Origin of the sequence: Fictibacillus sp. WQ 8-8 (assembly GCF_024494405.1) — a bacterium.
GTDB classification, from domain to species: Bacteria; Bacillota; Bacilli; order Bacillales; family Fictibacillaceae; genus Fictibacillus_C; species Fictibacillus_C marinisediminis.
Window position 1 is genome coordinate 432,147 of record NZ_JAMXKG010000004.1, and the last position, 26,204, is coordinate 458,350.

Here is a 26,204-nt window from a genome sequence, read left to right on the forward strand (position 1 = left end):
AGTCACTCCCCTCAGTTGTAGCGAATTCTTGGATCTATAATTCGATATACAATATCTACTAGCACATTAATCAAGACGAAGCTTGTCGCCACGACAAGTACCGTTCCTTGTACGGCAGGATAATCACGGGTCAATACAGCATCTACCATAAAACGGCCGATACCTGGAACCGCAAACACACTTTCTACCAGCACCGTACCAGCCAATAATCCTCCAAAACGTAACCCAATAACTGTAACAACTGGGATCAACGCATTTTTTAAGGCATGAACGTAAATAACGATTCGTTCGGGCAAGCCCTTGGCTCTTGCCGTTCGAATGAAGTCTTGCCTAATCACATCAAGCATACTGGACCTTGTCATCCTAGCAATCAAGCCCATAGATTGTGCTCCCAGGGTGATGATAGGGAGAATATAATGAATCTGCGAGCTTATCCCAATCGTTGGAAGCCATCCAAGATATAACGAAAAAACGAGCATCAGCAACAGCCCCAAAAAGTAGGATGGGGTTGAAATAGAAGCAAGTGACAATATCATGATCAGATTATCTCCGAATTTATTTTGTTTAATGGCAGCAATAATGCCACAAAGCACTCCAAAAATAGTCGCGAAAATTGTTGCGCCAACCGCGATTGTAGCAGTGATAGGGAGTCTCTCCGCGATTTCCTGCGTAACAGGAAGACCTGTTCTTATCGACATTCCTAAGTCTCCTGTAAGTGCATTACCTATAAAAATACCAAATTGTTCGTATAACGGTTTATTAAGTCCTAGTTCTTCCCTTGCTTTTTCAATTATTTCTTGTGACGCTTCAATCCCAACCATCGTTCTTGCTGGATCCCCAGGGATCATATGAAGCATACTAAATACCAAAATCGTAACACCCATTAAAACGGGGAATATCTGCAAAAGTCTTTTAATAATGAAGCTTAACATTTTTCCCACCTCCATTATCTCCCACACTGGAACCAAACTACTTTATTATCTTGAAAGGTCGTTATTCAGAATGGATTGTAGACTCGCTTAGTCAAGTTGACCTCCACCAAGCGAGTAATTAATCTTCCTTTAAGTTGTTTATTTTTCAATGTATGCTTTCTCAAATGTAATCAAGGTTAACGGGCTTACTGTTACTTCCTTCACCTTGTCTTTTTTTGCAACAATCACGTATTGATCGTAGAGCCAGAATGCAACTGGATCTTCGAGGTAAACAATCTCTTGTGCACGTTTATAGAGAGCTTTTCGCTTATTTGGATCTATCTCTTTCATTGCCTTATAAATCACATCATCAAACTCTTTATTCGAGTAGAAACCGTAGTTTTGAACGTTTGTTTTTGCAGTAGCGTAGATCGGTCGCATACCCTTGTCCGCATCCATAGTAGATGGTGCAGCGCCCATGATAAAGATACCTTGATTAAATTTATCCGGAGTTACGCCGCCCCACTCTTTTACGATCTCACTCCACTCTTTCACGTCAATTGTTGCTTCGATACCTACGTTTTTCAACTGTGCAGCTAATGCCTCGGCAAGTTCTACCCCTTGTATATATCGTTCCGTGGTGGTAATTTTCGTCTTAAATCCATTTGGATAGCCTGCCTCTGCCAACAATTTCTTTGCTTTTTCGGGGTCGTATGGAATTGAACCGAGATCAGTATAGCCCCATGTTACTTTTGCTAATGCACTGGTAGACAATTCACCTAAACCAGGTACAACGTTATCTAAAATTGATTGCCTGTCAATCGCATAAGATACCGCTTGTCTTACGCGTGTATCATTAAACGGTTTTTTCGAAACGTCAAATCTAAACTGTCTCTGATTGTTTCCAAGGAGTTTAGTAATCTCGATCCCTTTGACAGACTCAAGTCTTTTCAGTTCTTTTGCTGGGATTTGTTGTATTACATCCACCTCTCCCGTTTCTAATGCCATTACACGAGATGCTGCTTCGGGAATCGGTTTGTAAACGATTGTTTTGGTCACACCTTTTTTGCCGAAATAATCTTCAAAACGTTCTAGAACGATTTGTTCATCCTTTTTCCACTCAACAACTTTATATGGACCAGTACCACCAACACTAGATTTCGCTGTTTTCCCAAGATTTTTACCATATGCTTCTATCGCTTTAGGACTGATGATCCCACCTGACGTATTCGCCATGCTGGCTTTAAAAGCACCGAATGGCTCCTTGGTGGTAAAGCTTACCGTATAGTCATCGATAACCTTTACTTCCTTTATCATTTCATACGATTGGTACTGCGCTAACCCATTATCTTTATTGAGGAAACGATCGAAGCTCTTTTTCACAGCTTCTGCGTTAAAGTCTTCACCGTCTTGGAATTTAACCCCTTTCTTTAATTTAAACGTCCATACTTTTCCGTTCTTAGACACTTCCCATGATTTTGCTAAATCGCCTACTATTTCTTGTTTTTCATTAAATTTCAGTAATCCATTGTAAAGCATTCTAATTACTTGCTCAGAGGTGTTGTCATTCATATGCTGCGGATCTAAAGTTTGAGCATCCGTATTAGGAGCAAACACTAACTTATCTGTAGTTTGATCTCCGCTAGTGGGAAAAGAGCACCCAACAAGAGCTAGTACCAAGCTTAATGAAAGCAAAAATGATAATTTCCTCATATTATCCCCTTCCAAATCTACTTTACTTCATTTATACTTTGGCATACGCTGTTGTCATTCTAGTATTCGTTCTTTCAAAGATGCCGACCTCGAATGCATTGATTATATAAACCTCAATAACTAGATAAAGAATCACTCTTGGACATATTGCTTAGTTCCGCTTCAGCTGCCAAATAGCCAAATGCGGACCATTGCGTTGAATCTTCAACGATTCTCTTAAACATAGCCTTTGCTTTCTCTATTTCACCGTACACAAGATAATAATGTCCCAACCCATAACCTTGTGTGGCAAGTTCTAAGTCAGGAAGCTGTGCACCTTCAAAATACAGAAGTTCCTCTGGTTTTAGTAAACCTTTATACATAAGCAATCTTCTATGGTAAGAAGCATTTTCTCCTGGATCTGTATCCTCTGTAATGGGTTCAATCAGTTTTATGGCTTCTTCTTTTTTCCCTAGACGCATAAGGGTCATCCAGTACCAATCTGCAATGGCTACATATTTATCATCAGTATCAGTAATCTCCATGCATTTTCTGTATACGCTTTCAGAACGTTTGAAATCACCTAGTAAGTAATAGGCTAGGCCCAAATGGTACCAGGTATCCCAGTTCGTTGAATCAATACGTGATGATAGCTCAAAGTCAGCTGCTGCTTGTTTGTACATGCGTATAGATAAGTGACGGTGTCCTCTGTGCCTGTATACCAAAGCATGGAAAGGATCATAGCTTAATGCGATTGAGTACGCATCGATTGCCTCTCTAAAAAGCAAGGATTTGGATAATGCAATTCCTTTTATCATCCATAAATCCGCGTTATTCGGTGTTTTCTCTAGCTCTTCGTTAATTCCCGCTACTTCCTTGGACATTTCTAATATTGATTTAGACCAACCTAGCTGATTTTCTCTTGAATCTCTTTGCTCAGTTAAAGCTATATTCATGAATGTGCCTTTTTTCATTTCAATGTCCCCATTCTATTTTGAACTTGAAACAACATTCCTTTCTGATTTCCAAACTTGCTTTAACACTCTCGTAAAGTTGCCGCCTAAAAACTTCCCGATAGCTTCTTCACTGTATCCTCTCTTTTTTAAACCTACAATTACGTTATCGATCTCTTTTACACCTTTAAAATTTTTGGCATGAGATACTATTGGTTCAGAGCCTACTCTTCTGTAATATTCACTCACCACTTCTGGGTATAAATTTGCTTGGACTAACGTACCTGATTGATCTTCCTTATCATCAAGCGTTATATCACTGCCAAACCCTACATGGTTAATCCCTACTAGATTGATAATGTATTCTACATGATCTAAATAATCATCAAGGGATGGCTGCTTGTCTAATTCTGAATTCCAAAGAATCGCTGACCAGGGAGTTAATCCGATCACGCCGCCCTTCTCCGCAAGTAGCTTGATCTCTTCATCTGTTTTATTTCGTGGATTATCACTTATGTTTTTCACATTAGCATGGGAGATTACGATAGGCTGAGAACTGGCTTTAATCGCTTCTAATACAGTTAATTTGCTGCAGTGCGAGACATCGATAAGCATACCCAGCCGGTTCATCTCAGCGATTAACTCCCTGCCAAAGTCAGTAAGACCACGATCTGTTGATTCCGTGCAACCCGTACCGATATAATTCGATTTATTATAAGTGAGTTGAACAACCCTCACCCCAAGTTCATAGAAAACGCGAAGGTTATCCAAAGAATTCCCTATTGGATATGGTTCCTGGAAAGCTAAAATGATAGACTTTTTACCTACTTGAGCATTTTTGACTAAATCATCATAAGATCGAGCTACACATATCTTTTTCTCTTCCTTATCTGCCAAATTATAGATCTTACCAATTGAGCGAATTGTTTCCGAAAAACCTTCAAAAGAAGACAAGGTTAGGAAGAAGGCGCTTAATTTAGATCGATGTACCGCATCTGAACACCCTTCAAATTCGCCTTCAGCATATGCACAGCCATCAATCGTTAAAGATTCTGATACACTTCCCATACTATTTTCCTCCTTGATTTTAGTTTAATTGCAACCCACCAAACTTGACACGAGAACGGATGTTTATCAGTCTATGAAAAGCTTCTGACCAACCGTAAAAAGTCGATTGATTTCCTGGTGTTTGGCAAACTCAACTTTGCCTGCTTTCATGACAAAATGAACATCTGCCAATCGAGATAGATCTTCTAACGGGTCACCTGGTACTGCAATCACATCTGCAAACTTACCGGCATCAATAGTACCTGTGTGATCGGCTAATCCACAAAGTTCAGCTGCATTTTTTGTCCCCGCTTGTAATGCCTCCATCGGTGAGTAACCGACTTGAGTCAGGAACTGCATTTCTTCATAAATCTTGCCATGAACCTCATCGGTACCAAGTGCGATCTTTAAACCAGAGCCTCTTGTAAGTGCCAACGTTCCAAGTAAAGTATCTGTATAACCTTTAACCTTCTCTTTCATAAAAGCTGGTACCTCAGGATGTTTAAGAATTGCGTAATAGATTCCAGCGGTAACGACCAAATAGGTACCGTGTTGAACCATTAGCTGAATATCTTCTTCCGTGAGATAGAGTCCATGTTCGATGGAATCAATTCCTGCCTTAATCGCTGATCTTACCCCTGGACCACCATAACCATGACCGGCAACCTTCCGTCCATTGCGATGTGCCTCGTCTATTACTGCCACAATTTCTTCATCCGTGAACTCCGTTGTGAGCATGTTGGAACCAGCAGTAGATACACCACCAGTTACCATTATTTTGATTAAGTCTGCACCATTTTTTATCTCTTCCCGCACGGCGGTACGCAATCCATTTGGACCATCTGCTTCACGGCCAAGAAAATAACCGTGACCACCTGTACGTACGATATTTCGACCAGCCACTAGCAACCTCGGACCTTGAACCAAGCCTTCCTCAATCGCCCGTTTCATCATTGAACCAATACGTTCTTTTTCACCTACGCTCCGGAGAGTAGTTATCCCAGCATGCAGGATATCCCGTGCGTTCCTAGTACACTTAATTGAGATATATTCAATCGGTTCTTGACACTGAGCTTCTTCGTCACCAACATCGATTCCAAGATGATCGTGGCAATCGATAAGACCTGGGAGAACTGTGAGATGACTTAGATCTATTACATTCCCTTCACTAAGATCTAATTGGTCTGCCGGCCTCACCCATTGAATTTTGCCATTCTCGACTGAGATAGCCATGTTCTGCATTGGTGCTTTACTAGATCCATCAATTAAAGTTCCACAGACTATTACTTTTGACATCATACCCTAACCCCTTAATTAGAATAATTGGTTGTAAAATTAGCACATTGATCTGGAACAATCTTTATGCAATGTGTATTCCTAACTGAAAAATTATTGAGGATCTTGTGTCATCCCCTCCCACTCTTGTCTTAGTTTTTATTTTATATAGAAATTAAAAATATTTCCAATATTTAAAAAATTGAATTATAATACTTTTTAAGTATAAGTACTTTAGAAACGAGGGGTAATCAACATGGAACTAAGGCACTTAAGATACTTTGTGACCGTTGCCGAAGAATTGAATTTTAGCCGTGCCGCTGTTCGCTTAAATATATCCCAACCCCCACTCAGTCAACAGATTCAACAATTAGAAAGTGAATTAGGAGTTCCGTTATTTTATCGCACAAAACGTAAAGTTGAATTAACCGATTCGGGAAAAGTTTTTTTGGGAAAAGCATATAAAATTCTGTTTGAGGTGGAGAAAGCATGCGATCACACAAAGAAAGCGTACGAAGGGAAATATGGCCAGTTGGTGATTGGATTTACGGGTTCAGCAACATACGACTTCATTCCTTTACTACAATCTTATAGAGCGAAGTTTCCGCTCGTTGAGGTGATCGTTCACCAGATGAGCACACCCGAGCAAGTTCTTGCGTTAAATGAAGAGCGAATTGATGTAGGTCTTATTTGCACACCCATCGCCATCGAAAACAGTAAATTAAACATTTCACCCATCCGTAGACAACATTTTATTGCTGTTTTACCTGAAACTCATAAGATGGCAAAAAAAAAATTCCCTCTTGAGATACGGGAATTAGCGGAAGACACGTTTATTATGACGCCAAGACAAGAGGGGTCCGTTTATTATGACACCATTATGAGTATTTTCCACAAAGTGGGATTTATACCAAAAATAACAACTGCCCATGTATCAACAGCTGTTACATCTCTTGTTTCCGCTGGAATGGGGGTAGCTCTACTACCATATTTATTGGAAAATCTTCAAATGAAAGGAGTAGTTTTCAAAGAGATTACAGACACCACTACAAAGATCGAAACAGCAGTGGCCTGGCGGCATAATGAAAAATCAAGTATTGTAGATCCTTTTATTACACTTGTAAAAGAATTTGTTATACAAGATTCAGTAAAATAACTGTACAATATGGTTTTCAAATCAATATAAAGATTATAAAAAAGGAGTTTTGCAGATCTTACAACTCTAGAAAAAAAGTTGATCAAACCTTTATCTAAGTACCTTACATCCCCGGACCCATGTTAGCTCTATATTGAATCTTCTATAATTCAACCGGTAACAACAGATCGTCGGGCTCTCACACATCTGTAGGTTCCTTTTTCGTTTGCTATTTGGTCATACGGAACGAGTCTAGAGGATTAAAATATTAAATAAAATCAGTTCCTTTATAGAAAACAGGCCTAGCGTCTGCTTTTTTTTTGTTCTCTTTTATATTTCCCACTCTTGCATCATGAATCGTAAAACTACCGAAGCTCCCTACCTTTCCATCAGGGTAGCCACTTTACCCCCTTGAACTCCTGCCTAGGGTGTCTTTCGTCTCCACGTCAAAAGGACGAAAGTCATTTAATTCCTAAATGTTTTGTGTTTAAATATTCTTAGATCTTTACTTACTCGAATTTATCCAAACTTACGAATTTCCATAGAACCCCTATTTTGGTATAATTTACCTTAATTGTACCAAAACGTTCATAAAAGTATGTAAAAACAAATGAACGTTCGTAAATCTTTTTTAATAGTTTTATGAACGCATAAATCTAGTATGTTATTAAGTTAGGTCTATCGTTCGTAAAAGTGTACTTTTCCAGACGGTTAGCTTACTACTGACAAGTAAGCTTTTAAGCTTTTATCATAGGATAAATAGGTGATATCCGTTAATAACACCTTCCCTGGAATTCCTTGTTTGAATTGACGATTTAAGAGGTTTGATACTACGGAGTGTTCGTGTGTTGCCTTCATCATGCGTTTATAAGGATTTGCTTTTCATATAGGGCAGAGAATGTCATACTTTTTCATAATACGGCGGATGGTTTTAAATTGTAAACAACCTTAAATTGACCCGTCAGGGTCATTTTAATTTGACGAGCCCCTTTCTTTCGACGTTTGAAATGAAAGGCTTTCAGTATAATCTCTTTTGCTTCTTCATCTCTTACTTCTCGTTTTTGTCTTTGTTCTTGAGATTTCAACGAGAAATAGTTGTAGTATCCACTCTTTGAAACTTTTGCGACCTTACAGAGATAACTTACCATCATTTTAAGTTGGTACTTCTTAATCACAGTACGAATCAATATATACTTTTTGTTTGGAGGCAGAATTACTTCTTTAGCCCCCTTTCCGCGAAACGGATCTTTTTTAAGAGTTCATTTTCTGCTTTCAGTAAATTGATTTGTGCTTCTAAACGTGCGTGTTCTGTTCCTCAAGCGCTAGTTCTCTTTCTCTAGGTCGTCCAGAGTTACCAGCTCTAGTGTCTGTTAGACCGGTTATTCCATCCTTTTTGTAGGAGGCTCTCCACCTTTTACTAGCTGCGTGGATTCTAGCCATCCCTAAAACTTCTGGATTAAAACCACATTCCTCAAAGATTTGTCTCGAGAACTTTCCTTTTTCACTTTCTGAAATAAAAATACGCTTGAATTCATCTGTATATGTAATTCCTTTTCGACTCACTGATTTTACATATCCGATAGCTGACAGTTGGTTGACCTCTTTATCTGTAAAAAGCTTTTTACTCATTTCATTTTCCCCAGTCTCTGTTTTCTTGTCTATTTAAAAAAGCACCCTACAGGTAGACTTTTTTTAGTGTCTACTCTATAGGGTACAGATTAGTTGAAGGGTGGTTTTTTTTTATTGACCTAGTTTGCTCCGAATTGCACAACAAAAGTACAAGTTTTTGTATCCCTTAATGTTCTAATGAGCAAACGATTATTCTGTGGGTCTTTGTACCTTTTTTAAAAGAAAAGAAAAAAGGAAGGGTAATACCCTTCCTAGATTATACATATCCTTGTTCTTTCAGACTGGTGTATTCCGCCTTCGCATTAATGATTAAGTGATCCAGAACTTCGATACCGATGAGCTTTCCGGCGGCTACAAGCCGTCCTGTGACATCAATATCTTCACGGGAAGGCATCGTGTCCTGGCTCGGATGCTGATGATAGACAAGAATGGAAGACGCATTATTCAAGATCGCTGATTTAAAGACTTCCCTTGGATGAACGATACTGGAGTTCAGGGCCCCGACATGGCAGCGATGAACGGCGATCACTCGGTTCTTGGTATTCAGGCACATAACGAAGAACACTTCTCGATCATCCTCCCCGATGAACAAAGCAGCCACCCTCGCGCCATCCTGGGGAGAACGGACCAAATATTGTTCCCCTCCTTCAAGTTCTGAAATCACTTGCTTGATGCGTTGAATTTCGTAAACAGCTTCCATAACAAACAGCTCCCTTCTTTGTTTGAGGGAGCAGTAATCTTTGCGTAAAGAACGGTCAAGGGGCCTGAAGTTTGTGAAGTTTTTTGAAATGCCTCACTCAAAAAAAGTTCACAAAGTTTGCGAAGCGTAAGCGCAGCATCCCTTGAGGGTTCTCATAAGCAAACGATTATACTGTGGAGAACAAAGAAGAGGATATTATACGGCCAAACACACCACCATGTAAAAACAGGACAACTCACTGAAATTATTTAATAACGATTATGAACATAACAGAAAAATAGCTACACCGTTTTGGGACAATCCCCCCTTATTAAAGTAATGGGAGCTAACGTGGCAATCAAAATAATCTATTTATTTGTCGATTTTACATAATACCAGTTTACAGAAGCAAGCGAACAAGCAAAACCCTGAATTCAGCCAAAAAGGTCGAAATTCAGGATTTTATTTTTTGTGAACCTAGTAAAAACACGTTTTAACGAAAGAAGAAGATCTTGGTCTCCTCTTTCATGATAAATCCATTTAAATAAACGGTAATCACCCTTTTTTATTCTTTCTTCTGATTTTAATCATCCATTCGAACCATTCAGCAAATATACATGCTGTAGACACTAAAATTGACATGATAATAACTCCCAATAGTACAACTGTGATATTTATTAAGGAATAATCTGCTTCTTTAAATAGGTACCAAACTCCCCAGACAAAACAAAGAGACGACATTACTATAGGTAAAAATAAAGTAGGTTTAAATTTATCTTTTATTTTATTAATATCTGAAACCCCAGCAATTCGACTCATTATTTTTAAATCTTCATTATATGATTTAACGAGCAGCTTTAAAATAAAGTAATCTCCACTATTTAAAAGCATAGGTTCAATTTCAATTATGTAAGCTTCTTCTAAAACACGACGGTTTAGTTTTACAGTAAGATGTGGGGGTTTTTGTTCCTTAACATCTCCTGCTAAAATGTCATGAGGAGCCTTTATTGTAATTGGCTGTTTTCCCCACTCCTCTTCTTTAATATCAAGATTACCTGTATTTATAATTTTCAACAAAACTAAAGATAGATCTGCTGAAATCTCTTGATTTTTATAATAGATTTTCAAATCTCCAAATTCACCGAATTCACTATTAGCAAATAAAGATGTTGCTGATAAAACTTCGTAACTTAGCGCTTTCTTTGTTTGTTTAAAGTGAATTATAAGAGGGACTATAATGGCCACCAGTACACTAATAAGGGTAATAATCAATGACACTGCTTTTTCTATTGACAAATCAAACCATCTCCTAACTGTATCCACGGCACCGGGCTTTGTTTTAATTATATCTCATCTTTTTATGAGTAAAGTAAAGTTTTATCCAAAATTTTACTCTTTCTCAAAAAAAGAAGGCGATTTGATAGAAATTAAAATTAACGCTGACTCGTCAAGGGATAAATCGAACAAGTCATGTTGCCCCTAGATCCGTCGGTTACCTAACCACGCCATAAGCAAAAACTTTACATAATGGAAAAGAACAAGGGGGGCGAACGCTGATTTTTCTGCTGAAATTCCTATACAACAAACGAAAGTCCCACCTTCGCGGACTCTGTCGGAAGGTGGGTATTTTTTATAGTCTTCATGTTAGAAACATTAAAGGGAAAATGAAGAAACCGTTTTTGGGACGATTCTCCCTATAAAAGTAATGGGAGCTAAAGTGAACAGGTATAAAAATTAGCTTATTTATTTGTTAAAGCCAGTTCCCCGAAGCAAGAAACAAGCAAAACCCTGATTCCAGCCAAATCAGCCGATAATCGAAGGGGTGTTTTCTTTACTTTTATTGATTTTCGATTTGGCTCACTTTCTTAGCCTTTCCCTACAAAAAGGTTAATCAAACAAACGTAAAATCGTTTTTTTATATGCTTTAATATGATCCTTAATAATTATCTGATCCTATTACGTGCTGAAAATTTAATTCGTTCATATATATTCATGTATTCTATATGTTGTTCATGATCTTGAATATTTCGGTTGTGAACAACCTCTTCATTTTCAAACCTATCGACTATATTCGTATCAACCATCTCCCACCCTTTTAGTTTATATATTTAGTAAACTAAAAAGATTCAGCATTTATTTGCTGAAATCGATTGACTAGCCACTTACTCCCCTCTTTCTGTAAATTAACTTCTAATGTAATCTTTGAATTCTCTTTTCTTCCATTAGCAAGTGATTCCATGGTCTCTTCAAACGTGACGATTGCACTGCCGTTTTCTCCATGTACACGTGTATAAACTGTAGATTCTCCAATTTCGTACTCATATTGAATCTTCCCGTCTTTTTCTTCTGCAGGAAAATACTCTTGGAACATGTCTTGTGTAAGCACCTCTTTTGCATTTTCACGTCGTTTGTCCAACTGATCCTTTTTTACTTGGTAAAGTGATTGGACAAAAACATTTACAGTCTCTTCAATATTTTTGCTTTCTGATTGAATAGTCTGCCGGCTTTCCTGTTTGCTGCTGGCTTTCAAAAACTTAATCTGGTCTTTTTGCCTTTTAACCTTTTGGGTTAATGAATCGATCATTGTGGCTTGGTCATCGATGGTTTGGAAACCAAACCAAACTGTTCCGATCATAAAGATCGCTACCATTAAAAGACCCGTTTTTAATAGCAACTCCTGCTTCATCTCTTCACCTTCCTCTAAAGTCCTAAAACGGATTTGGGATTGAGATGGCCGCCCCATTCCGAAGTTTTGACTTCAAAGTGCAGGTGGGGGCCGGTTGAATGACCTGTGCTGCCGCATACTCCAATTTGCTGACCCTCTTTTATAGCTTGTCCTTTTCTCACACTGGTTTCGGATAAATGAGCATAGCCGGAATAAAGTCCTTTTCCATGCTGAAGGATGACGAGATTGCCATAACCAGGTGCTCCACTTTTGTTTTTGTGAAATTGAGAATATACTACTCTCCCCTGACGTGCTGCATAGATGGGGGTTACATGATTAATACAGCCAAAATCTAGACCTTTATGGTTCTCTTTGCTTTCATCATCCCATTTTCTTGATCCAAATCCACTGGTTACATCAACAGCTCCTTCAATAGGAAATGTCCATTTCCCTTTTCCCGAGACCGGCGAAGTAAAGTCATAGTATTTTAAAACGGCATCAACATACCCAATGTCTCCATAACAGGCATTAACAGGAACTGATTCAGGTCGTATACAGTGGTAAAAACCCGTATTTGCGAGTTTCTGATATTGTTTCTTTGAAAATGATATGGCAAGATCTTTCGTGTAATGACCGCCATTTTGATTCACATAATCGATAAATCCTCCACCGAAATTGTAACTTTGAATAGCTGTTTTTAGATCGCCCTTCGCCTTTTTCAGTTGTTGGGCAAAGTACTTGGTTCCTTGCTTAATCGACAAATCCACATCAGTGATGCAGCCTACCGCTCCACAATAACTTTCACTTGCTTGCATAGGATCATTTCCATGACCGCCCGATTCCTGCATCATCATAGCCAGAATCAATCCTGTATATTGGCTGATTCCGTATTCTTTCGTGAATTTTTCAACGGTAGCTCTATGTCTTAATACTTCTTGACTAACATTCGCTTGTCCACTTTCAGTAAAGTTCTCTTTTTTTCCGGTCAGTTGGTCTGCCATTATTAAAAGCATAAATACAACCGTGAAAAAAAGCCCAAACAATAATATTAAGGGAAACAAATACTTCAGAACCATCGACCATACTGCAGTCTTCACCTTTACTTTAATCGCTTGTCTTAACACATAGCAACCCTCCTATTCATCACGAGAGGAGTTCTGCCGAGAAGTACGGTTTAATAGACCATATGATTGCTCAGAATCCACGTTCGTCTTCTTCTCATTTTCTATAGGGTAAGGATTCCTTGCCCTTGATACAAGCGGTTTTGAAGGTGTAGCTTGTTCAATTTTATGCTGTCGTGTTTCAGGTTGCTTATTAGCTTCCCACTTCGTCATATGTTTTTGTGGTTCAAAAGCTTTTTGGAGTACCGATTCCTGATTGTTCTTTTTTGTCCTATTTAATACTTTCTTTTTGGGCTTTCGGTGTATTGAACTCATTGTCGGTGGCTGAGTATGATCATGTTCTTTAGCGATGGCCACTTCTTGCTGTGAAGGATTTGGGTATTGAATTTTGTTCTTTCCTTGGGTAGATCCCCGTACCCCATCGTTGACTGATCTCTTTGTTTCGGGTGATTTTGAACGGAAAGATGAGGATGTTGATGTCTTTCCAGCAAGACCGCCGTTTATGGATTGCAACCCTTTTCTTCCCTGCTGTCTAATCCCGGATACCGTATGAGATAGTTTTTTCTTTTGTCGATAGAAGTTGTTGCCTAGAGATGCAGCTCCCATATCATGTAGGCTAGGCGTAGCACCCTCTAACATGTTAAGTACAAACTGACGTTTACTGTACATAAAGATCACAGCCACACAAAATGTGATTTGAATGAAAATGCGGTAGTAAATGTCATCTGACATATTAGTCATTTCATATCCGAGCGATATGAAACTAGTAGCGACCAGTACAAAAAACATCGTCACGGATTTAAAAAGAATGAGAATCGTTGTCCCTTTGAGATACTGTCCAACCAATGCCTCAAAACTCGGAAACAAGCTGATGAAAATCATAAAAGGCGCCAGAAGCAACATCATGATAAAAGCAAATTGCAACATGACACGAATTAACGCAATGCAGAAAAATACAATGCCTTGAATGACCGTAGACAAAATCATCACAAGGATATACCCCGCCTGCTTCCATCCATTTCCTGCAAAAATATTCTTATTCTCATATACCTCATACTCTTCTTGTGAAATTTCTTCTCGTTTCTTGACCCCATCTTTAGTTGTTGGATCAGCGTTTAAGTAATTTTTTATCCGGTCTGGACTCTCAGCGTTTATCTTTTCTTCTTGAGTTGTCCCGTATTGAAGAAGTAGGTAGGGCTTATAGATTAAGGCATCAAAGACCTTATTTTGTATGCCAATAGAGACGTTTTTTGCGGTATCTTTATTGAAGGATTTAAACTGAAAAGCATCATCGTCATTCAAAGTGGGATTAACACTCATGATGGCATTCTCCAAAGAAACGGAAAGCCCATGAGCAATATCAATATAATTGAACTTCTTGGACTGGATAGAGAAAAGAAGGGTCAGGCTAAGCAGAATAAGCGTTAAAAGCTTAAAAAAGGCTTGCCAATTTTGTTGAATATAGGAGCGAATTACGATTCCCAAAGAAGCCATGGCTAGGGCGAACAAACCGAAATTAAACAGCAAGCTCCCCGCAGTTCCTGAGGTGATTTCCTGCAGCGCCTCTTTAGTCATCGATACGACATCTAAAGAAAACAACTGATAGATAACCATCAAAGTAATTTGAGCAAGAACAATATTGATCATCCAGAAATAATTTTTTACGGCTGTAGCTGTTGCGGAACCTGTCTTTCCCGCCACATCCCACCAGCCATCGTCGGCATAACTCATGAGCTCATAAGCCGATTCATCGTGTTCCTTCGATTTTCGTTCAGTTTCTTCAGCAAACACGGTAGTTGATTGAAAAAAAAGGAGTATTAAGAAAAGGAATGATAAGCAAAATTTGTGGTTCACACCACTTACCTCCTTTAGTAATCAATACATTGATCGGAGTTAATTTTGAAATTGTTCGTTCCATAAAAAGTTTTATAATTCTTCATCACCAAAGCTCTTTCATATTTATCATCTTTAGTTTTCCAAGAGACTATATAGTTCCCTTTAAATTCAGATTTTCCATTTTCAATAGCTTCACAAGCTTTTACAAGTTTAATATCCTTCGATGTATACCCTCCGTCTTTGATCACTTTTTGCTCCAATGCCCGCATGGATACGGCGTTTTGTGTTTTTTCCTTATCCAGTTCAGAATCGTTGCTACCACAACCGGCTAGTAATAAGATCCCCCAACTGATCATAATGAGTTTCTTCATCTAAACTACCTCCCTTTCACTAGTGATACGCTTCCTCCATCTGGACAGCTTGTGATTCTTTTTCTGTGGTTTTAAACGCTTCAAACCATTCATCGAACAACACATCAATCGCTATGGCTTGATTTCTCCCCAAGTGATCCTGGAAAAGGCACATACCCGACTTAAGGGAACTAACGACTTCAATATTGGCTAAGTTTTCCTCCATGTCATAAAAACGCAGGATAGGCTTAATGGAATCGTCTGATTTAGGTCGGAAGGAAAACTTGATCCCGATCTGTTCTTTCGTAGTATCTACATTAAAATCGTCATAGGCCTGGGTCACCAGAACAATGTCCGTCTTGAGTGAACGACCGGTACGCAGCATTTCATCAATAAGGTTTTGACCGTTCGCTGACCGTTTAAGCGTCCATGCCTCATCAAAGATGATCATCGCTTCTTCTTCCCGATTCGTTGAAAAGGTATGAACATATTTGGAGATCGACATCATTAAACACAATCCAATTCGTTCTTCTTCATTCATATTCTCAGAAGTGGGAAGCCGTAAACCTTGCAGGCCGAGTACATTAATCTGTCGCTGAAAATCCAATCCTTTTGAATTCGGGTTTCCAAACAACATTCGTCCTAACCCATAACGGTATTTTTCAATGAACTTTCCTAACGTATGATCGTGTTCCTTAATCCGATCTAGTACCCCTGTTAAAGTAGGTCGTTTTGCTTGGTTCACTTCTTCAATGATGGCATCATAGATCGTTACACTTTCATTGCGTGAACCTCTTACTTCGGCAAGTGTGTTCAAAATCATTATTGCGGTTTGAATGGCCTGATCGCCCTTCAAGAAGACAAGAGGATCAAGAGCTCCATGGTATTCACTTTCCTGCGAAAGATGAATAAAGTTGATGCGTTCATATAGAGCACGGAATTCAGGTATATCGCCAAACTTCTCAAGAGCTAACTGATAGTACTGTTGAAATTCGTTTTTGGGGTCAATGTAGAGCACTTTGGATCCGAAGAATGTACTCCAGGTAAAAAAATTTTTGACGAGCATCGACTTCCCGCTTCCTGGCGGTCCCGTGATTAAAATATTCCCATTGGTATGATCAGCACCTGAAATAGCCTTCTTAGTCAATAACGGATTAAAGATGACGACGTTGTTATTTATCTCACGTGCTTGCTCTACATTGGACAGTTTCTTGCCGGTAATAACTTTTCCTAATACCATCCCAAAACGGTTTCCTACCCGATTGTTTAAATTCATTCCTGTTTGTGCCAAATACGATTCATCTACTACTTGTTCAAAGTAAGAGTAATCCTGGTATGAAGCTGGAAGAGCTTGAGCAAAAAGAGTGAGTTGGTCTACTAACGGTTTAACAATTTCAAAACCGGTATTTTTAAATAAGGTGCGAAGAGCTTCATACTTATCGTTTAGGCCTTCCTTTGTATGATCCGAAATCACCAGTGTAAATGTCATAAACAAAAGCTGGCGCTTATTGGCCTTCACATCATCGAGCAGCGAAGTCAACCGTTCGGAGGCCATCTCGACAATTTTGTCATCATCGGCTGTATGAGTGGATTGGATCTCTCGGTCAAAGTTGGTAAAACGCCGCTTTAATTTACGTACCTTTCGTACGTTAACTCCATTTTCCTTAAAATGATAACGAATCTGAATTTCCACAGGAAAGGACACGTTTTCTAAGATATCTTGAATGAAACGATATCCTTCGATAGAAGCAGGCATGCTGGCAAACGGTAAAAAAGCCATATATTCTTTTTGTTTTTCATGAGTTACCGTTAAATACCCATATTCATTTTTTATAATCCCTTCGGTTAGATTGTAAGAACCATCTGGAATGGCAAACAAATCACTGGTTCGATGAAACATGTAATAAATAAGTTTATCCAGTTCTTCTTCATTCACTTTTTGAACGTGCTTATAATTGGAGACTTTTAAACTAAATGATCTTTCTAGCTCTTCATAGTACGTCAAGTCATCTTCAACCTGTATTTGAAGCGTCATCAGTTTCGAGACATCTTCTTTGACCCGCTTCAAAAAGAGCGAAATCAGCTCTCCAACATTTGAAGTAACCGTTTGGTCGGCTTGGTTTAAGTGAACTCCCACATATACCGAATACTCATGTAAAAATATTTCTTCCTGTAAAACCTGTGAAGCGCGATTGAAATACGTTCGACCAATATCAGAAAACTCTCCTTGAACAATGTGTTGATTGACCACTTCTGTAAATGTGTCAAAGTCAAAGCGTTTTGGAAGAATCAGAATATGATAGTCGTATTCTTCATTCGATAAAAAGGCAGCCGTATTTTCGATATACCGTCCAAAATCCGCCTCACTATTGAGCCGAATATATTCCTCATCCAAACGATAAAAAGCCCATACTTGCTTTCGTTTATTAAACACCATATTTTTATGACGAAAGGCAATAGGAAACTCCAGCTTTGCGTTCAATCACCTTCACTCTCCTTCTGAATAACAAATGGCTCAAACACGAGATCCTTATGAAGTTGATGACTGGCCACTTCCATGAAATGTTCATACGATTTATTCTTGCATCTGTAAAAATGTATTCGATCTCTGGAGTAAGGAAGGACCCCCTTATGGTCATATTTTAAATTAAACACAATAAAGGTGATCAATCCCGGTATGACCGTGAGAAGGATGAGCCAGTTTTTAAGAAAGAACCGAAAAAGATTAGTATCGCTTTTTATTCCGATGAGTACGAAAGATAATAAGAGAACGGCTGCTAGTATGATCGAAAAGATCATCTTCCTCACTTCAAGTCCATTCGCAAATTCCACCGAACGGATACGATATATTTTGATCGGATACTTATACTCCGGTGTAAAATTCTCTCCCTTCATCGCTCTCTCCCTCCTCTTGGACGATTGAGACTAGTTAAACATGGCATTCCCCAGTCCCTTGGCTAGATCCTGTAATTGCGGACCGAAAAAGACAACGATCAGGCAGCATAACCCCAGTGTCAGCCCAGACCAGAACTGTCCCCAGTCCTCTCTGGTGTAAGCAATTAAAGCTCGAACCACCATAATGAGTAAAATCAGAAAACCAATCTGGGAAATCAAATTTTGTGTGACTTCCTGAAGATTAAAGTTCATGCCAATCCCCCCTATTCAATATGAGTAATGAAGAACTTATTGTTTTCTTTTTCAAGTTTCAGCTCGTAGGAGTAAAGGTCATTCATGTCCGTTTCTTTATTTTGATAGTGAACATCTGCAAAAACCGTGTAATCACCCGAATCATCTTTTACTGCTTGTCTGACTTCAACACCTTGGAGAAGTTGATAGTGTAATCCTCGTGTGACTTCTGCCATAAACGGGAGCTTTTCATCCCCTACGCCATAAGAAGTAAAGAAATCAGATAAAAAGGTTTCAAGAAGTTTCCGATCAGCTGATGTAACCTCCTCCCCTTTCGGCGTTTTTTCTTCATAAGACATGGTCGTTGTTAGATCCTGTTGAGTAATATTCGGACTCTTATATACAGCGAAACCCTTCCCGTTGCTCGTGACTGGGACCACAATGTCAACATTATGCTTGGTGGTTTGCGGAACAGGTTTCACTTTCTTTTTTGCATTACCTGGAATCATTTCCGAGATTTCATATTGAGCACGAAAACGAACTTTGGCTTCTGTGTTGCTAAGATGTTGAGTCTCCACATACTTCAATCCAGTTACATTCCTCTCTCCCTTGAAGTCTCCGAGTTCTGATATCCTTTTCGTATCAAATCCCGATACAAAGTAGTGGGATAGTTCCTCGATGCGCAACTGACGATCTTCATCATCTTTTGGAACCGTAAGATAGGTTCGAAGAAAATCTTCAGTGAATACCGCGATAGAATCAGAGTGTAACAAGTTGGCGTTTTCGACTTGATTCAATTGAAGATGGACATTTTGTTCGGAAGCTTTTACAGCGTTTCGAATGGTTTGGTACTTTGTAATAAATATGATGTTGAATAACAAGGATAGAGAGATGACGGAAAAGAATAGGATGGATGCCGTTTTTGTGGCTGTTGTCCTGGAGTAAGAGAGTTGTCGTTTCTGTTTTGGGGTGGTATCTGTTCGTTTAGAAAATAGCATAGATTGTTTCACTCCCTTCAATCGTTAGCCAATGGATGTCGGACATAAATGATTTCTGGGTGAACCACTTCTTTTGCTGCTTTCCGGGCAAAAATGAATTGGCCCTGGCGAAGATCCCTAATTTCATCTGGGGAGATTTTAAACTTTTGTACATGGCGCAGTGTGCCTTTGTCGGCTTTCAAGTCAACACGTTTTAAACGGCCTTCTTGTTTTTCTGTTGTAACGGTTAGATCAATATCTTTGTACGTACCGAGAGTACTTGCCCAGGATTCCACTTCATCTGGATTGTTGGTCTGTCCAATGGCGTACGTATTCGTGTTCCCCACAACCTGTCTGCCAAGATACGGATCATTTTTCTCAAGATCCGCTAAGGTCTGTGTGGCGATAATACAATGAAACCCTGCAGAACGCGATTTATTGACTGTGTCTACGATCTTGTCATTGGCATACACTGAAAATTCATCATAGATAGCGAGCATTGGTTCATCTTTGAGCTGATTACGATTACGGTAAGAGACCAGATAGTTGATATCTAAGATTAAGAATCGAGCCATGACTTTAATAAATTTGTCGTAGATTAATCCATCAAAACTGACAAAGAGTGCTTCTTTTTGTTCGCTGATGGAAAGTAAATCAAGACTGTCCTCCTTCTCCTCAAAAAGATGTCCTAGTTCACTGTCTAATAGGAGGAAGATTTGTGTCCGGACCGAGGACGCATTGGTAAATAAATAGTTTTCGCCCTCCTCTTCATGCCGGTATCGTTTAAACAATCGGTCATAATGCTTCTCCGCCTTGTTGCTGCGCACCTGTTTCTTTTTTGTTTTTTTAGGTTTTACTTCCACCTTCGTTTCATCTGGTAGAAACGAAGAGTATGAGGATGCAGCCGTGACAGGTTCCTCCTCTTGTTTTTCATGTACATCAACCACGTCTTGATTGAGGACAGTAAGGATTTCCTCAGGATCAAGATACTTGGCAAACGTCCATAAATCACGAGTAAAGCCATAATCATCAATGAACTGAATGAGCGCCTGGACTAGTGACGTGGAGATGGCCGAATAGTAATCGCTCTCCGTTTCGATGAGTTGCTCCAATTTGTCTTTAATGACCGTTGGGCCACCGTATTTCAACGGATTGTATGTGAACTGCCCCTTATCTGAAAAGACCTTTAATTCTTTTCCGTAGCGTCTACATAAAGATTCAACTTCATTGATGCTTTCCGCTGAACCTTTTCCATCAATAAAGAGAAAAGGCAAATCTTTCATAAGTGCATACTCCACAAAATTTAATAGCAGGATCGTCTTTCCACCACCAGTTGTGGCAGGAACAAACATATGCTGGTTCACTTCATGAAAATCCATGTAGTAGGGTTTTCCATCTTCCGTAATTCCCAGCAGTAATTTTTCATGCTGTTTCTGATTTCTCCATTTTTTCTGTTCTTTGGCCGTAATCAAATAGCGTTTCTTCTTTACTTTTTGAAAGAGTGAAGACTCCTTAAATGCATCCCTGCTTTCTTCCAATGACTTCACGCGCTTTGCTCGATAATAATCCGTTAAAATTGACCAACCAAAGGATACAACTAAGCCACCGGAGCCATACATCATTAGAGATACAAAGCTTAACTCCATAGGCTGTTCCACTATGTTCTTCATCCATTGCAGGTCAAATGGGAGAATTGAATACAATCCTAAATAACTCCCAGGGTCAAGATAAAGTAAAAAGCAGAAACAGATGAATCCTAATACAGCGAATAACACATGAACGTTGCTTCGTTTTAAAGTACGAAAAAAAATATAAAACGGTATAGAAAAAACAAAGATTGGAAAGAAGGCAAATACACCCGCTAACATTCCAAAACCAAAGCCAAATTCTTTTCCTAGATCCTCATTGCTTTTCGGCAAATTGCAACAACCTCCCAACAAGCTCTAGCTGCAGCATACTGCTGTCGATTCCAGCCTGGTGAGCATGTGTTATGACAGTGTCGCGAATCGTTTCGTTATCACATAGATACCGTACCTGTTGATATTTACCATTGAGAATCTCTTCCCGATAGCGCTCCATTTTTTCAAGATATCGCTTTGAAGATTTTCGTGTGAGTTCTACTTCACAGGCAATTTTGCCCCCCTGTTCCACTACCACAAAATCCGGAATTCGGTCTGAGATTCGTTTTAACAGCGTGGTGTTTCGCTTATCCGCCTTCGTAAAGTTCTGACGGATGTAGTCGCTGCGCAATTCACGCTCCGTGATAAACTCAAAAAGCCGGTTTGCTCTTTCTGTAATTTGTTTTAATGCGAGTATACTATTGTTCATGATCAGCTGATGCTTCAATAAAGAGTAATTAAACTTTGTGAATGGAGTCAATGAACTGCCTAGATAATCAACCCCACTCGGCCTCATGGCTAGAATCAAATGATAACCAATTTTTTCTTCCGTCAAAAAACCTAAGGATAATAGTTTGCGCTTCGTCTGGTAGACCGTAACATGAGAGATAGAACCTTTTAAAAATTCAGATAATTGAGTTGACGTTATAACCCCGAACCGATTAATTACCTGTAGTACCTCTTCTTGCTTTTGGGCTAGCAAATTCATCCTCATTCCCTCCTTCAAAAATCCTCCCTTCATTTACTAAACTAAGCTAATAAACTAAACGAATTCTTCTTCCTTGAGTAACAACTAGTATTCCTACATCCCAGCACTTGAACTTCACCCTTGACCTACCTTCACCTTACCTCTTACATCCTAATAAAATTAAAATTCCATTTAACTAACAAACTATACTGGCATAATATCATAACCAATATTTCACAACAATGGCATTCGCCCGCATTTCTTTTCTGTCCTCTTTTCCACCTTGTGCTCCCGTGACCTCACAACACATGATGTTGGTGGTGTGAGGTCACGGGATTTCCACGGCGATAGCCTGGAAAAACAAGGTGGAAACTCCTTTAGGGATAACCGATGCGGGCGGTCACACCCTTTAAATTATTTTCTTTTCTGCTTTAAAGCATTTTAAACCCTTTTTTAACACTCATTTTCTTTCTAGATCCTAATAATAGTTTTAAAAATTTTTACCTGTGAAGAACTGTAAGCCATGTCATTTGTATATTAAAAACTAGAAATACACACATTTGTTTCCTAACTTAGCCTTTGGTTTAACCTCTTCTTTTCTCCCTGAATAAGTACCATATAGTGTTTACACATTTCATAGATTCGAGTCCCTAAGGCTTCATCCACAACCTCTAATTCATCTACCGTTAACTCAGAAGAAATTAAGATAGGAAGATGATTCAAGTATCGGTAGTTGATAAGGGCATACATTTTTTCAATTTGCCATTCAGTGGCTCGAGGCCGTCTGCTTCTCCCGACAGGTTTGAAGAGATCATCGATAAAGAGCACGTCCACCTTTTTCATCCGATCCATCTTGTCTTCTAGTTTCTCAAAATCATCTTTTAGATCATCAAAACCTTCAACGTACGGAAAGTACAGAACCGACACTTGCTTGTTCACCATTAAGTGATTGGCTATGGCTGTAAGCAGATGGGTTTTCCCACTGCCGGGTTGCCCCAGTAATGCAATACTGTTGGTTCTGCTTCTTCGAATATCGCTAAAGTCCAGGATGTATTCTTGAGCACATTGATAGGCGTCCTTGATCACTTGATCCTTTCCTTCTGTGACAAAGCTATTAAATTCATGTTTCCTAAACTCCTCCGTGATCTCAGAAGACTGCAACAGGTTCTGAATGCTTTTTTGTTTCACACAGCTGCACCTTTCTGAGTAACTGTCATGCCATTCCCAGGCTTCTCCAGGCGAACAGACTTTTCCCAGATGGTAATCAATTTCTGGAACTCTACTGGCAGGCACACACGATTGCAGCGTCTCATTCCAATGCCATTCTGTATCTTTGTGTACACGATAGATGATAATTTCCTTGTCTTTGCAGATGGGGCAGTTAGGCTTGTCTTCCTCTTCCAACCCTTCCAATTTGGCCACCGGTGATTGTAAATGCTTCTGGCGAAGTGTTTCGATAATGTTGCTCAGACGGCTTTCCATGTTCACCCTCCTTACGCTTCTTAGCGAAATCGTTATCCAGTAGTTTCACATCCGATAGATTCTGAACGTAGCTTTTTACCCACTGCGTCAGAATACCTCTAGCATAGGACCAAGATGCTTTTTTCACTGCAACCGAGCGTTTCAATGCCTCCATTACCAGCTCTTCGTTCAGTATCTCTATCCATACTTTTAATTCTTTCTGGGTTTGGCCATTCACCTTGCCAATTTTTGAATGAAAGTATTCATGAACTTTAGAACTTTGCGAGTTATAATTTTTGATGTCTTTCTTTATATCTAATTCTTTTTCTATATCTATATCTTTATCTATTTCTACTTCTATATCTGTTCCGTTACCTTGCGTTAGTGTAACGTTACCTGTATCGTTACCAGCTTGTAGCCTTTTCTTCTCGCGATATTTGGCTACTCTATCCCTGGTCTGCTGGCGGATCTTATCAAGCCCTTCAACGTTTTGGTGTTTCTCCCAGTTACTGATCGCAATGTAATGATCATCGCTGATCTCAATCATTCCAAAGTCTTCAAACGTTTTTAGAGCTAGCCGAACGATATTTAGTGGCCGATTAAATATCGTTGCTAACATCTCATCAGTGTAAGGGATATTTTCGTGTAAATAAATATAGCCATTGGCGTTTGTCTTCCCAGCCTGTGATAAAAGTTTTATCCAAATAATCAGCAGCATATCAGATTCAGGCATGCTCTCAATCAATCTGATTTTTTCATCTTCAAACATTTGAGTGCTTAACTTGATCCATTTTACTTCTGCCAATTTGACCACTCCTTTCTTAGAGTGACGAATAAATTCTCTCAGAAAATCTAAATAAAACAGTTTCTATAGGACCCTTTGCTTTTTTTAGAATTTTATGACAAAATTTAGTTAACCCTTAAAGTTTTGATTAGCTGCTGCGCTTTTTAATATGATGTAATCCCTTTTCTTTTAAGTGGTTTTTCACAATATCTGCCATGAACGCCCAGGCCGAGGATTGTAACGTTTCATTTTTTGCTAACGGCCCTTTAATGATGCTTGTTTTAAATTCCTTTACCGTGTTGGGCATTTAAAACACATCCTTTAAAGAATTTTCACTTTGCTGATTTAGCAAAGTTGTTTTCAAAAAAAAGGCTGGCTAAGTCACAATGTAATTCTTTGGCGATTAAGGGCAAGTGAACAGCTTTTAGATAATAATCTCCTTTCTCATATTTCATGTAGGTTGATGCATTCTTAAACCCTAAGATGACTGCCATATGCTGCATGGTTATTTTTTGCTCAATACGCCTAGCTTTGATGAATGCTAAATCAATTGATTTCAAATTCACCCTCCTTTGTATAATTTTTGCTGATTCAGCAAACCCTTAACTAGAGTATACTTTGCTAAAACAGAAAATTCAATACTTATTTTGCTATTTCAGCAAAAATATTTTTCTATTATTGAAACATGATAAAATACAGTGTGAATAGTAAAAGAAGCTGGTGATGACATGACTTTAATTGGTTATAGGATTAAATCATTAAGAGAACAGAACAACTGGTCACAGTTAACCCTTTCTAAAAAGATCGGGATAAATAATAGTGTACTATCGCGAATTGAAGCAGGGAAAAGAAGTGTAGAAGATGACCTCATTACGAAGTTTGCTAAAGCATTTGACGTCTCTTCAGATTATCTATTAGGTCATACAGACGCCATACCACTTAAAGAATCTGCGACAAAAAAGGATGATTTTGAGGACTGGCCAGAAGCTTATAACGTCCTACGCAGAGCAAACAAAAAGCTAACTACCAAAGAGAAACAAAAGATGCTTAGACTAATCGAAGATCTATTTTTAGATGACGAGGAGGAAGAGCAAACAAATGGAAAAAATGGTGGAGACCATTCCGAACCACATTAGAATTAAACAGGTGAAGAAAAAAGTCCAGGACTATTTAGAAATTAAACAAATTGAATCCCCACCGATTGATGCAAAAGAAATTATTCAACAGGTCAAAAATATTAAAATACAGGAATCAAACGAAATTGAGGATGCTTTCGTCGTTTATAATAAGAAGAAGGACGAGTATGGTATTGTTATCAATACTGAGCATGTTAAGGGCCGTATCAACTGGACTTATGCACACGAGTTAGGACATATTGCATTGAACCATGCAGCATACATAAATGATACTGAACTAACAGACAGTCAACGAAAAATAATTGAACGCGAAGCAGATGTCTTTGCTCGAGAGTTGCTTATGCCGGAATTAATGGTGAAAGAAAAAATTGTTCACCCTATTACTCCTCGGCAGATTGGCAGGTTAACTGCAGAATTTAATGTCTCATGGACTGCAATTATAAATCGATTAGATGAACTTGAAATAAAATCAAAAGATGAAATATATGAATTGCTTGATACAAAAAATAAACTAAAAATCAGTGAGCCAGATAAGACAAATAATCAACATGAAATTTTGAGATTAGAACAATGTCCTGGCTGCACCAACTCTGATTTCTCTCTTTATGCTACCTATTGTAAGAAGTGCGGATATTATTTATATAATAAATGTACGGATAATACTTGTAATAAAGATAATGTTCCAGATGCTTATTTTTGTGAATATTGTGGTGAAAATACAATACTTGGTATGACAAGAGATGGTTAATTGGTATGAAATCTGAAGAGCTGTAAATGCAGCTCTTTTTAATTTCTCAATTTGGTTTGAGTAGCTGGAACTCCCTACCCCTTTCTCCTCATC

Annotated in this window: 24 protein-coding genes and 1 pseudogene; 3 read left to right on the top strand and 22 right to left on the bottom strand. The window is 38.8% G+C overall.

All coding sequences use genetic code 11. The annotated features are described in order from the left end of the window. Positions 1 to 11 precede the first annotated feature (11 nt). The 5 genes from M1K46_RS11760 to M1K46_RS11780 form a co-directional block, all read right to left on the bottom strand. Positions 12 to 932 carry an ABC transporter permease gene (locus tag M1K46_RS11760; RefSeq protein ID WP_256226153.1) on the bottom strand — a complete coding sequence of 307 codons (921 nt, stop codon included), beginning with the start codon at positions 930 to 932 and terminating at the stop codon, positions 12 to 14. Positions 933 to 1,070: 138 nt separating this feature from the next. Next, on the bottom strand, positions 1,071 to 2,624 hold the full coding sequence (locus M1K46_RS11765; RefSeq protein WP_256226116.1) for an ABC transporter substrate-binding protein: 1,554 nt from the start codon (positions 2,622 to 2,624) through the stop codon (positions 1,071 to 1,073). Between the two features lie 113 nt (positions 2,625 to 2,737). Next, positions 2,738 to 3,577, bottom strand: a complete 840-nt coding sequence (locus tag M1K46_RS11770) for a tetratricopeptide repeat protein (protein ID WP_066287748.1) — start codon at positions 3,575 to 3,577, stop codon at positions 2,738 to 2,740. A 15-nt stretch (positions 3,578 to 3,592) separates the two neighbouring features. Further along, a complete protein-coding gene (locus tag M1K46_RS11775; RefSeq protein ID WP_066287745.1) occupies positions 3,593 to 4,624 on the bottom strand; it encodes a dipeptidase in 1,032 nt (343 codons plus the stop codon). Positions 4,625 to 4,690: 66 nt separating this feature from the next. Next, on the bottom strand, positions 4,691 to 5,899 hold the full coding sequence (locus M1K46_RS11780; RefSeq protein WP_256226117.1) for a metal-dependent hydrolase family protein: 1,209 nt from the start codon (positions 5,897 to 5,899) through the stop codon (positions 4,691 to 4,693). A 235-nt stretch (positions 5,900 to 6,134) separates the two neighbouring features. Between M1K46_RS11780 and M1K46_RS11785 the strand changes: the two genes are divergently transcribed. Then, positions 6,135 to 7,034 carry a LysR family transcriptional regulator gene (locus M1K46_RS11785; RefSeq protein WP_066287739.1) on the top strand — a complete coding sequence of 300 codons (900 nt, stop codon included), beginning with the start codon at positions 6,135 to 6,137 and terminating at the stop codon, positions 7,032 to 7,034. A 696-nt stretch (positions 7,035 to 7,730) separates the two neighbouring features. Here the strand turns inward: M1K46_RS11785 and M1K46_RS11790 are convergent. The 17 genes and pseudogenes from M1K46_RS11790 to M1K46_RS11870 all read right to left on the bottom strand — a co-directional run. Beyond that, positions 7,731 to 8,642 (bottom strand): annotated as a pseudogene (locus tag M1K46_RS11790) (HTH domain-containing protein); the annotation flags it as partial. A gap of 256 nt (positions 8,643 to 8,898) precedes the next feature. Beyond that, complete coding sequence (locus M1K46_RS11795; RefSeq protein WP_256226118.1) at positions 8,899 to 9,342, bottom strand: JAB domain-containing protein; 444 nt, start codon at positions 9,340 to 9,342, stop codon at positions 8,899 to 8,901. Positions 9,343 to 9,876: 534 nt separating this feature from the next. Then, positions 9,877 to 10,617: a hypothetical protein gene (locus M1K46_RS11800; RefSeq protein ID WP_256226119.1), complete on the bottom strand. Its 741-nt coding sequence runs from the start codon at positions 10,615 to 10,617 to the stop codon at positions 9,877 to 9,879. Positions 10,618 to 11,437: 820 nt separating this feature from the next. Then, positions 11,438 to 12,007, bottom strand: a complete 570-nt coding sequence (locus M1K46_RS11805; protein WP_256226120.1) for a hypothetical protein — start codon at positions 12,005 to 12,007, stop codon at positions 11,438 to 11,440. Positions 12,008 to 12,021: 14 nt separating this feature from the next. Beyond that, entirely contained in the window at positions 12,022 to 13,110 is a 1,089-nt protein-coding gene (locus M1K46_RS11810) for a lysozyme family protein (protein WP_256226121.1), read from the bottom strand. A 12-nt stretch (positions 13,111 to 13,122) separates the two neighbouring features. Beyond that, a complete protein-coding gene (locus tag M1K46_RS11815) occupies positions 13,123 to 14,961 on the bottom strand; it encodes a type IV secretion system protein (RefSeq protein WP_256226122.1) in 1,839 nt (612 codons plus the stop codon). Between the two features lie 14 nt (positions 14,962 to 14,975). Next, a complete protein-coding gene (locus M1K46_RS11820; RefSeq protein ID WP_256226123.1) occupies positions 14,976 to 15,314 on the bottom strand; it encodes a hypothetical protein in 339 nt (112 codons plus the stop codon). A gap of 19 nt (positions 15,315 to 15,333) precedes the next feature. Beyond that, positions 15,334 to 17,775 (bottom strand): ATP-binding protein, encoded by a 2,442-nt coding sequence (locus M1K46_RS11825; RefSeq protein ID WP_256226124.1) that lies wholly within the window; start codon positions 17,773 to 17,775, stop codon positions 15,334 to 15,336. Further along, on the bottom strand, positions 17,772 to 18,188 hold the full coding sequence (locus tag M1K46_RS11830; protein ID WP_256226125.1) for a TcpE family conjugal transfer membrane protein: 417 nt from the start codon (positions 18,186 to 18,188) through the stop codon (positions 17,772 to 17,774). The genes M1K46_RS11825 and M1K46_RS11830 overlap by 4 nt, the downstream gene beginning before the upstream one ends. A 30-nt stretch (positions 18,189 to 18,218) precedes the next feature. Beyond that, a complete protein-coding gene (locus M1K46_RS11835; protein ID WP_256226126.1) occupies positions 18,219 to 18,440 on the bottom strand; it encodes a hypothetical protein in 222 nt (73 codons plus the stop codon). Positions 18,441 to 18,451: 11 nt separating this feature from the next. After that, positions 18,452 to 19,417, bottom strand: coding sequence for a conjugal transfer protein (locus M1K46_RS11840; protein WP_256226127.1), 966 nt, complete (start codon positions 19,415 to 19,417; stop codon positions 18,452 to 18,454). A gap of 17 nt (positions 19,418 to 19,434) precedes the next feature. After that, the gene (locus tag M1K46_RS11845; protein WP_256226129.1) at positions 19,435 to 21,315 is read right to left on the bottom strand and encodes a type IV secretory system conjugative DNA transfer family protein; all 1,881 of its coding nucleotides are present in this window, start codon (positions 21,313 to 21,315) and stop codon (positions 19,435 to 19,437) included. Further along, complete coding sequence (locus tag M1K46_RS11850; RefSeq protein ID WP_256226130.1) at positions 21,299 to 22,003, bottom strand: hypothetical protein; 705 nt, start codon at positions 22,001 to 22,003, stop codon at positions 21,299 to 21,301. Before M1K46_RS11850 ends, M1K46_RS11845 begins: the two co-directional genes overlap by 17 nt. Before the next feature lie 546 nt (positions 22,004 to 22,549). Beyond that, positions 22,550 to 23,464 carry an ATP-binding protein gene (locus M1K46_RS11855; RefSeq protein ID WP_256226131.1) on the bottom strand — a complete coding sequence of 305 codons (915 nt, stop codon included), beginning with the start codon at positions 23,462 to 23,464 and terminating at the stop codon, positions 22,550 to 22,552. Next, positions 23,364 to 24,248, bottom strand: a complete 885-nt coding sequence (locus M1K46_RS11860) for a phage replisome organizer N-terminal domain-containing protein (protein ID WP_256226132.1) — start codon at positions 24,246 to 24,248, stop codon at positions 23,364 to 23,366. Before M1K46_RS11860 ends, M1K46_RS11855 begins: the two co-directional genes overlap by 101 nt. 127 nt (positions 24,249 to 24,375) lie before the next feature. After that, positions 24,376 to 24,534 carry a hypothetical protein gene (locus M1K46_RS11865; protein ID WP_256226133.1) on the bottom strand — a complete coding sequence of 53 codons (159 nt, stop codon included), beginning with the start codon at positions 24,532 to 24,534 and terminating at the stop codon, positions 24,376 to 24,378. A gap of 25 nt (positions 24,535 to 24,559) precedes the next feature. Next, positions 24,560 to 24,787 carry a helix-turn-helix domain-containing protein gene (locus M1K46_RS11870; protein WP_256226134.1) on the bottom strand — a complete coding sequence of 76 codons (228 nt, stop codon included), beginning with the start codon at positions 24,785 to 24,787 and terminating at the stop codon, positions 24,560 to 24,562. Between the two features lie 168 nt (positions 24,788 to 24,955). Between M1K46_RS11870 and M1K46_RS11875 the strand changes: the two genes are divergently transcribed. Together M1K46_RS11875 and M1K46_RS11880 are read left to right on the top strand one after the other, a co-directional pair. Next, positions 24,956 to 25,363, top strand: coding sequence for a helix-turn-helix domain-containing protein (locus M1K46_RS11875; RefSeq protein WP_256226135.1), 408 nt, complete (start codon positions 24,956 to 24,958; stop codon positions 25,361 to 25,363). After that, the gene (locus tag M1K46_RS11880) at positions 25,326 to 26,111 is read left to right on the top strand and encodes an ImmA/IrrE family metallo-endopeptidase (RefSeq protein ID WP_256226136.1); all 786 of its coding nucleotides are present in this window, start codon (positions 25,326 to 25,328) and stop codon (positions 26,109 to 26,111) included. The genes M1K46_RS11875 and M1K46_RS11880 overlap by 38 nt, the downstream gene beginning before the upstream one ends. Positions 26,112 to 26,204: the final 93 nt, after the last annotated feature.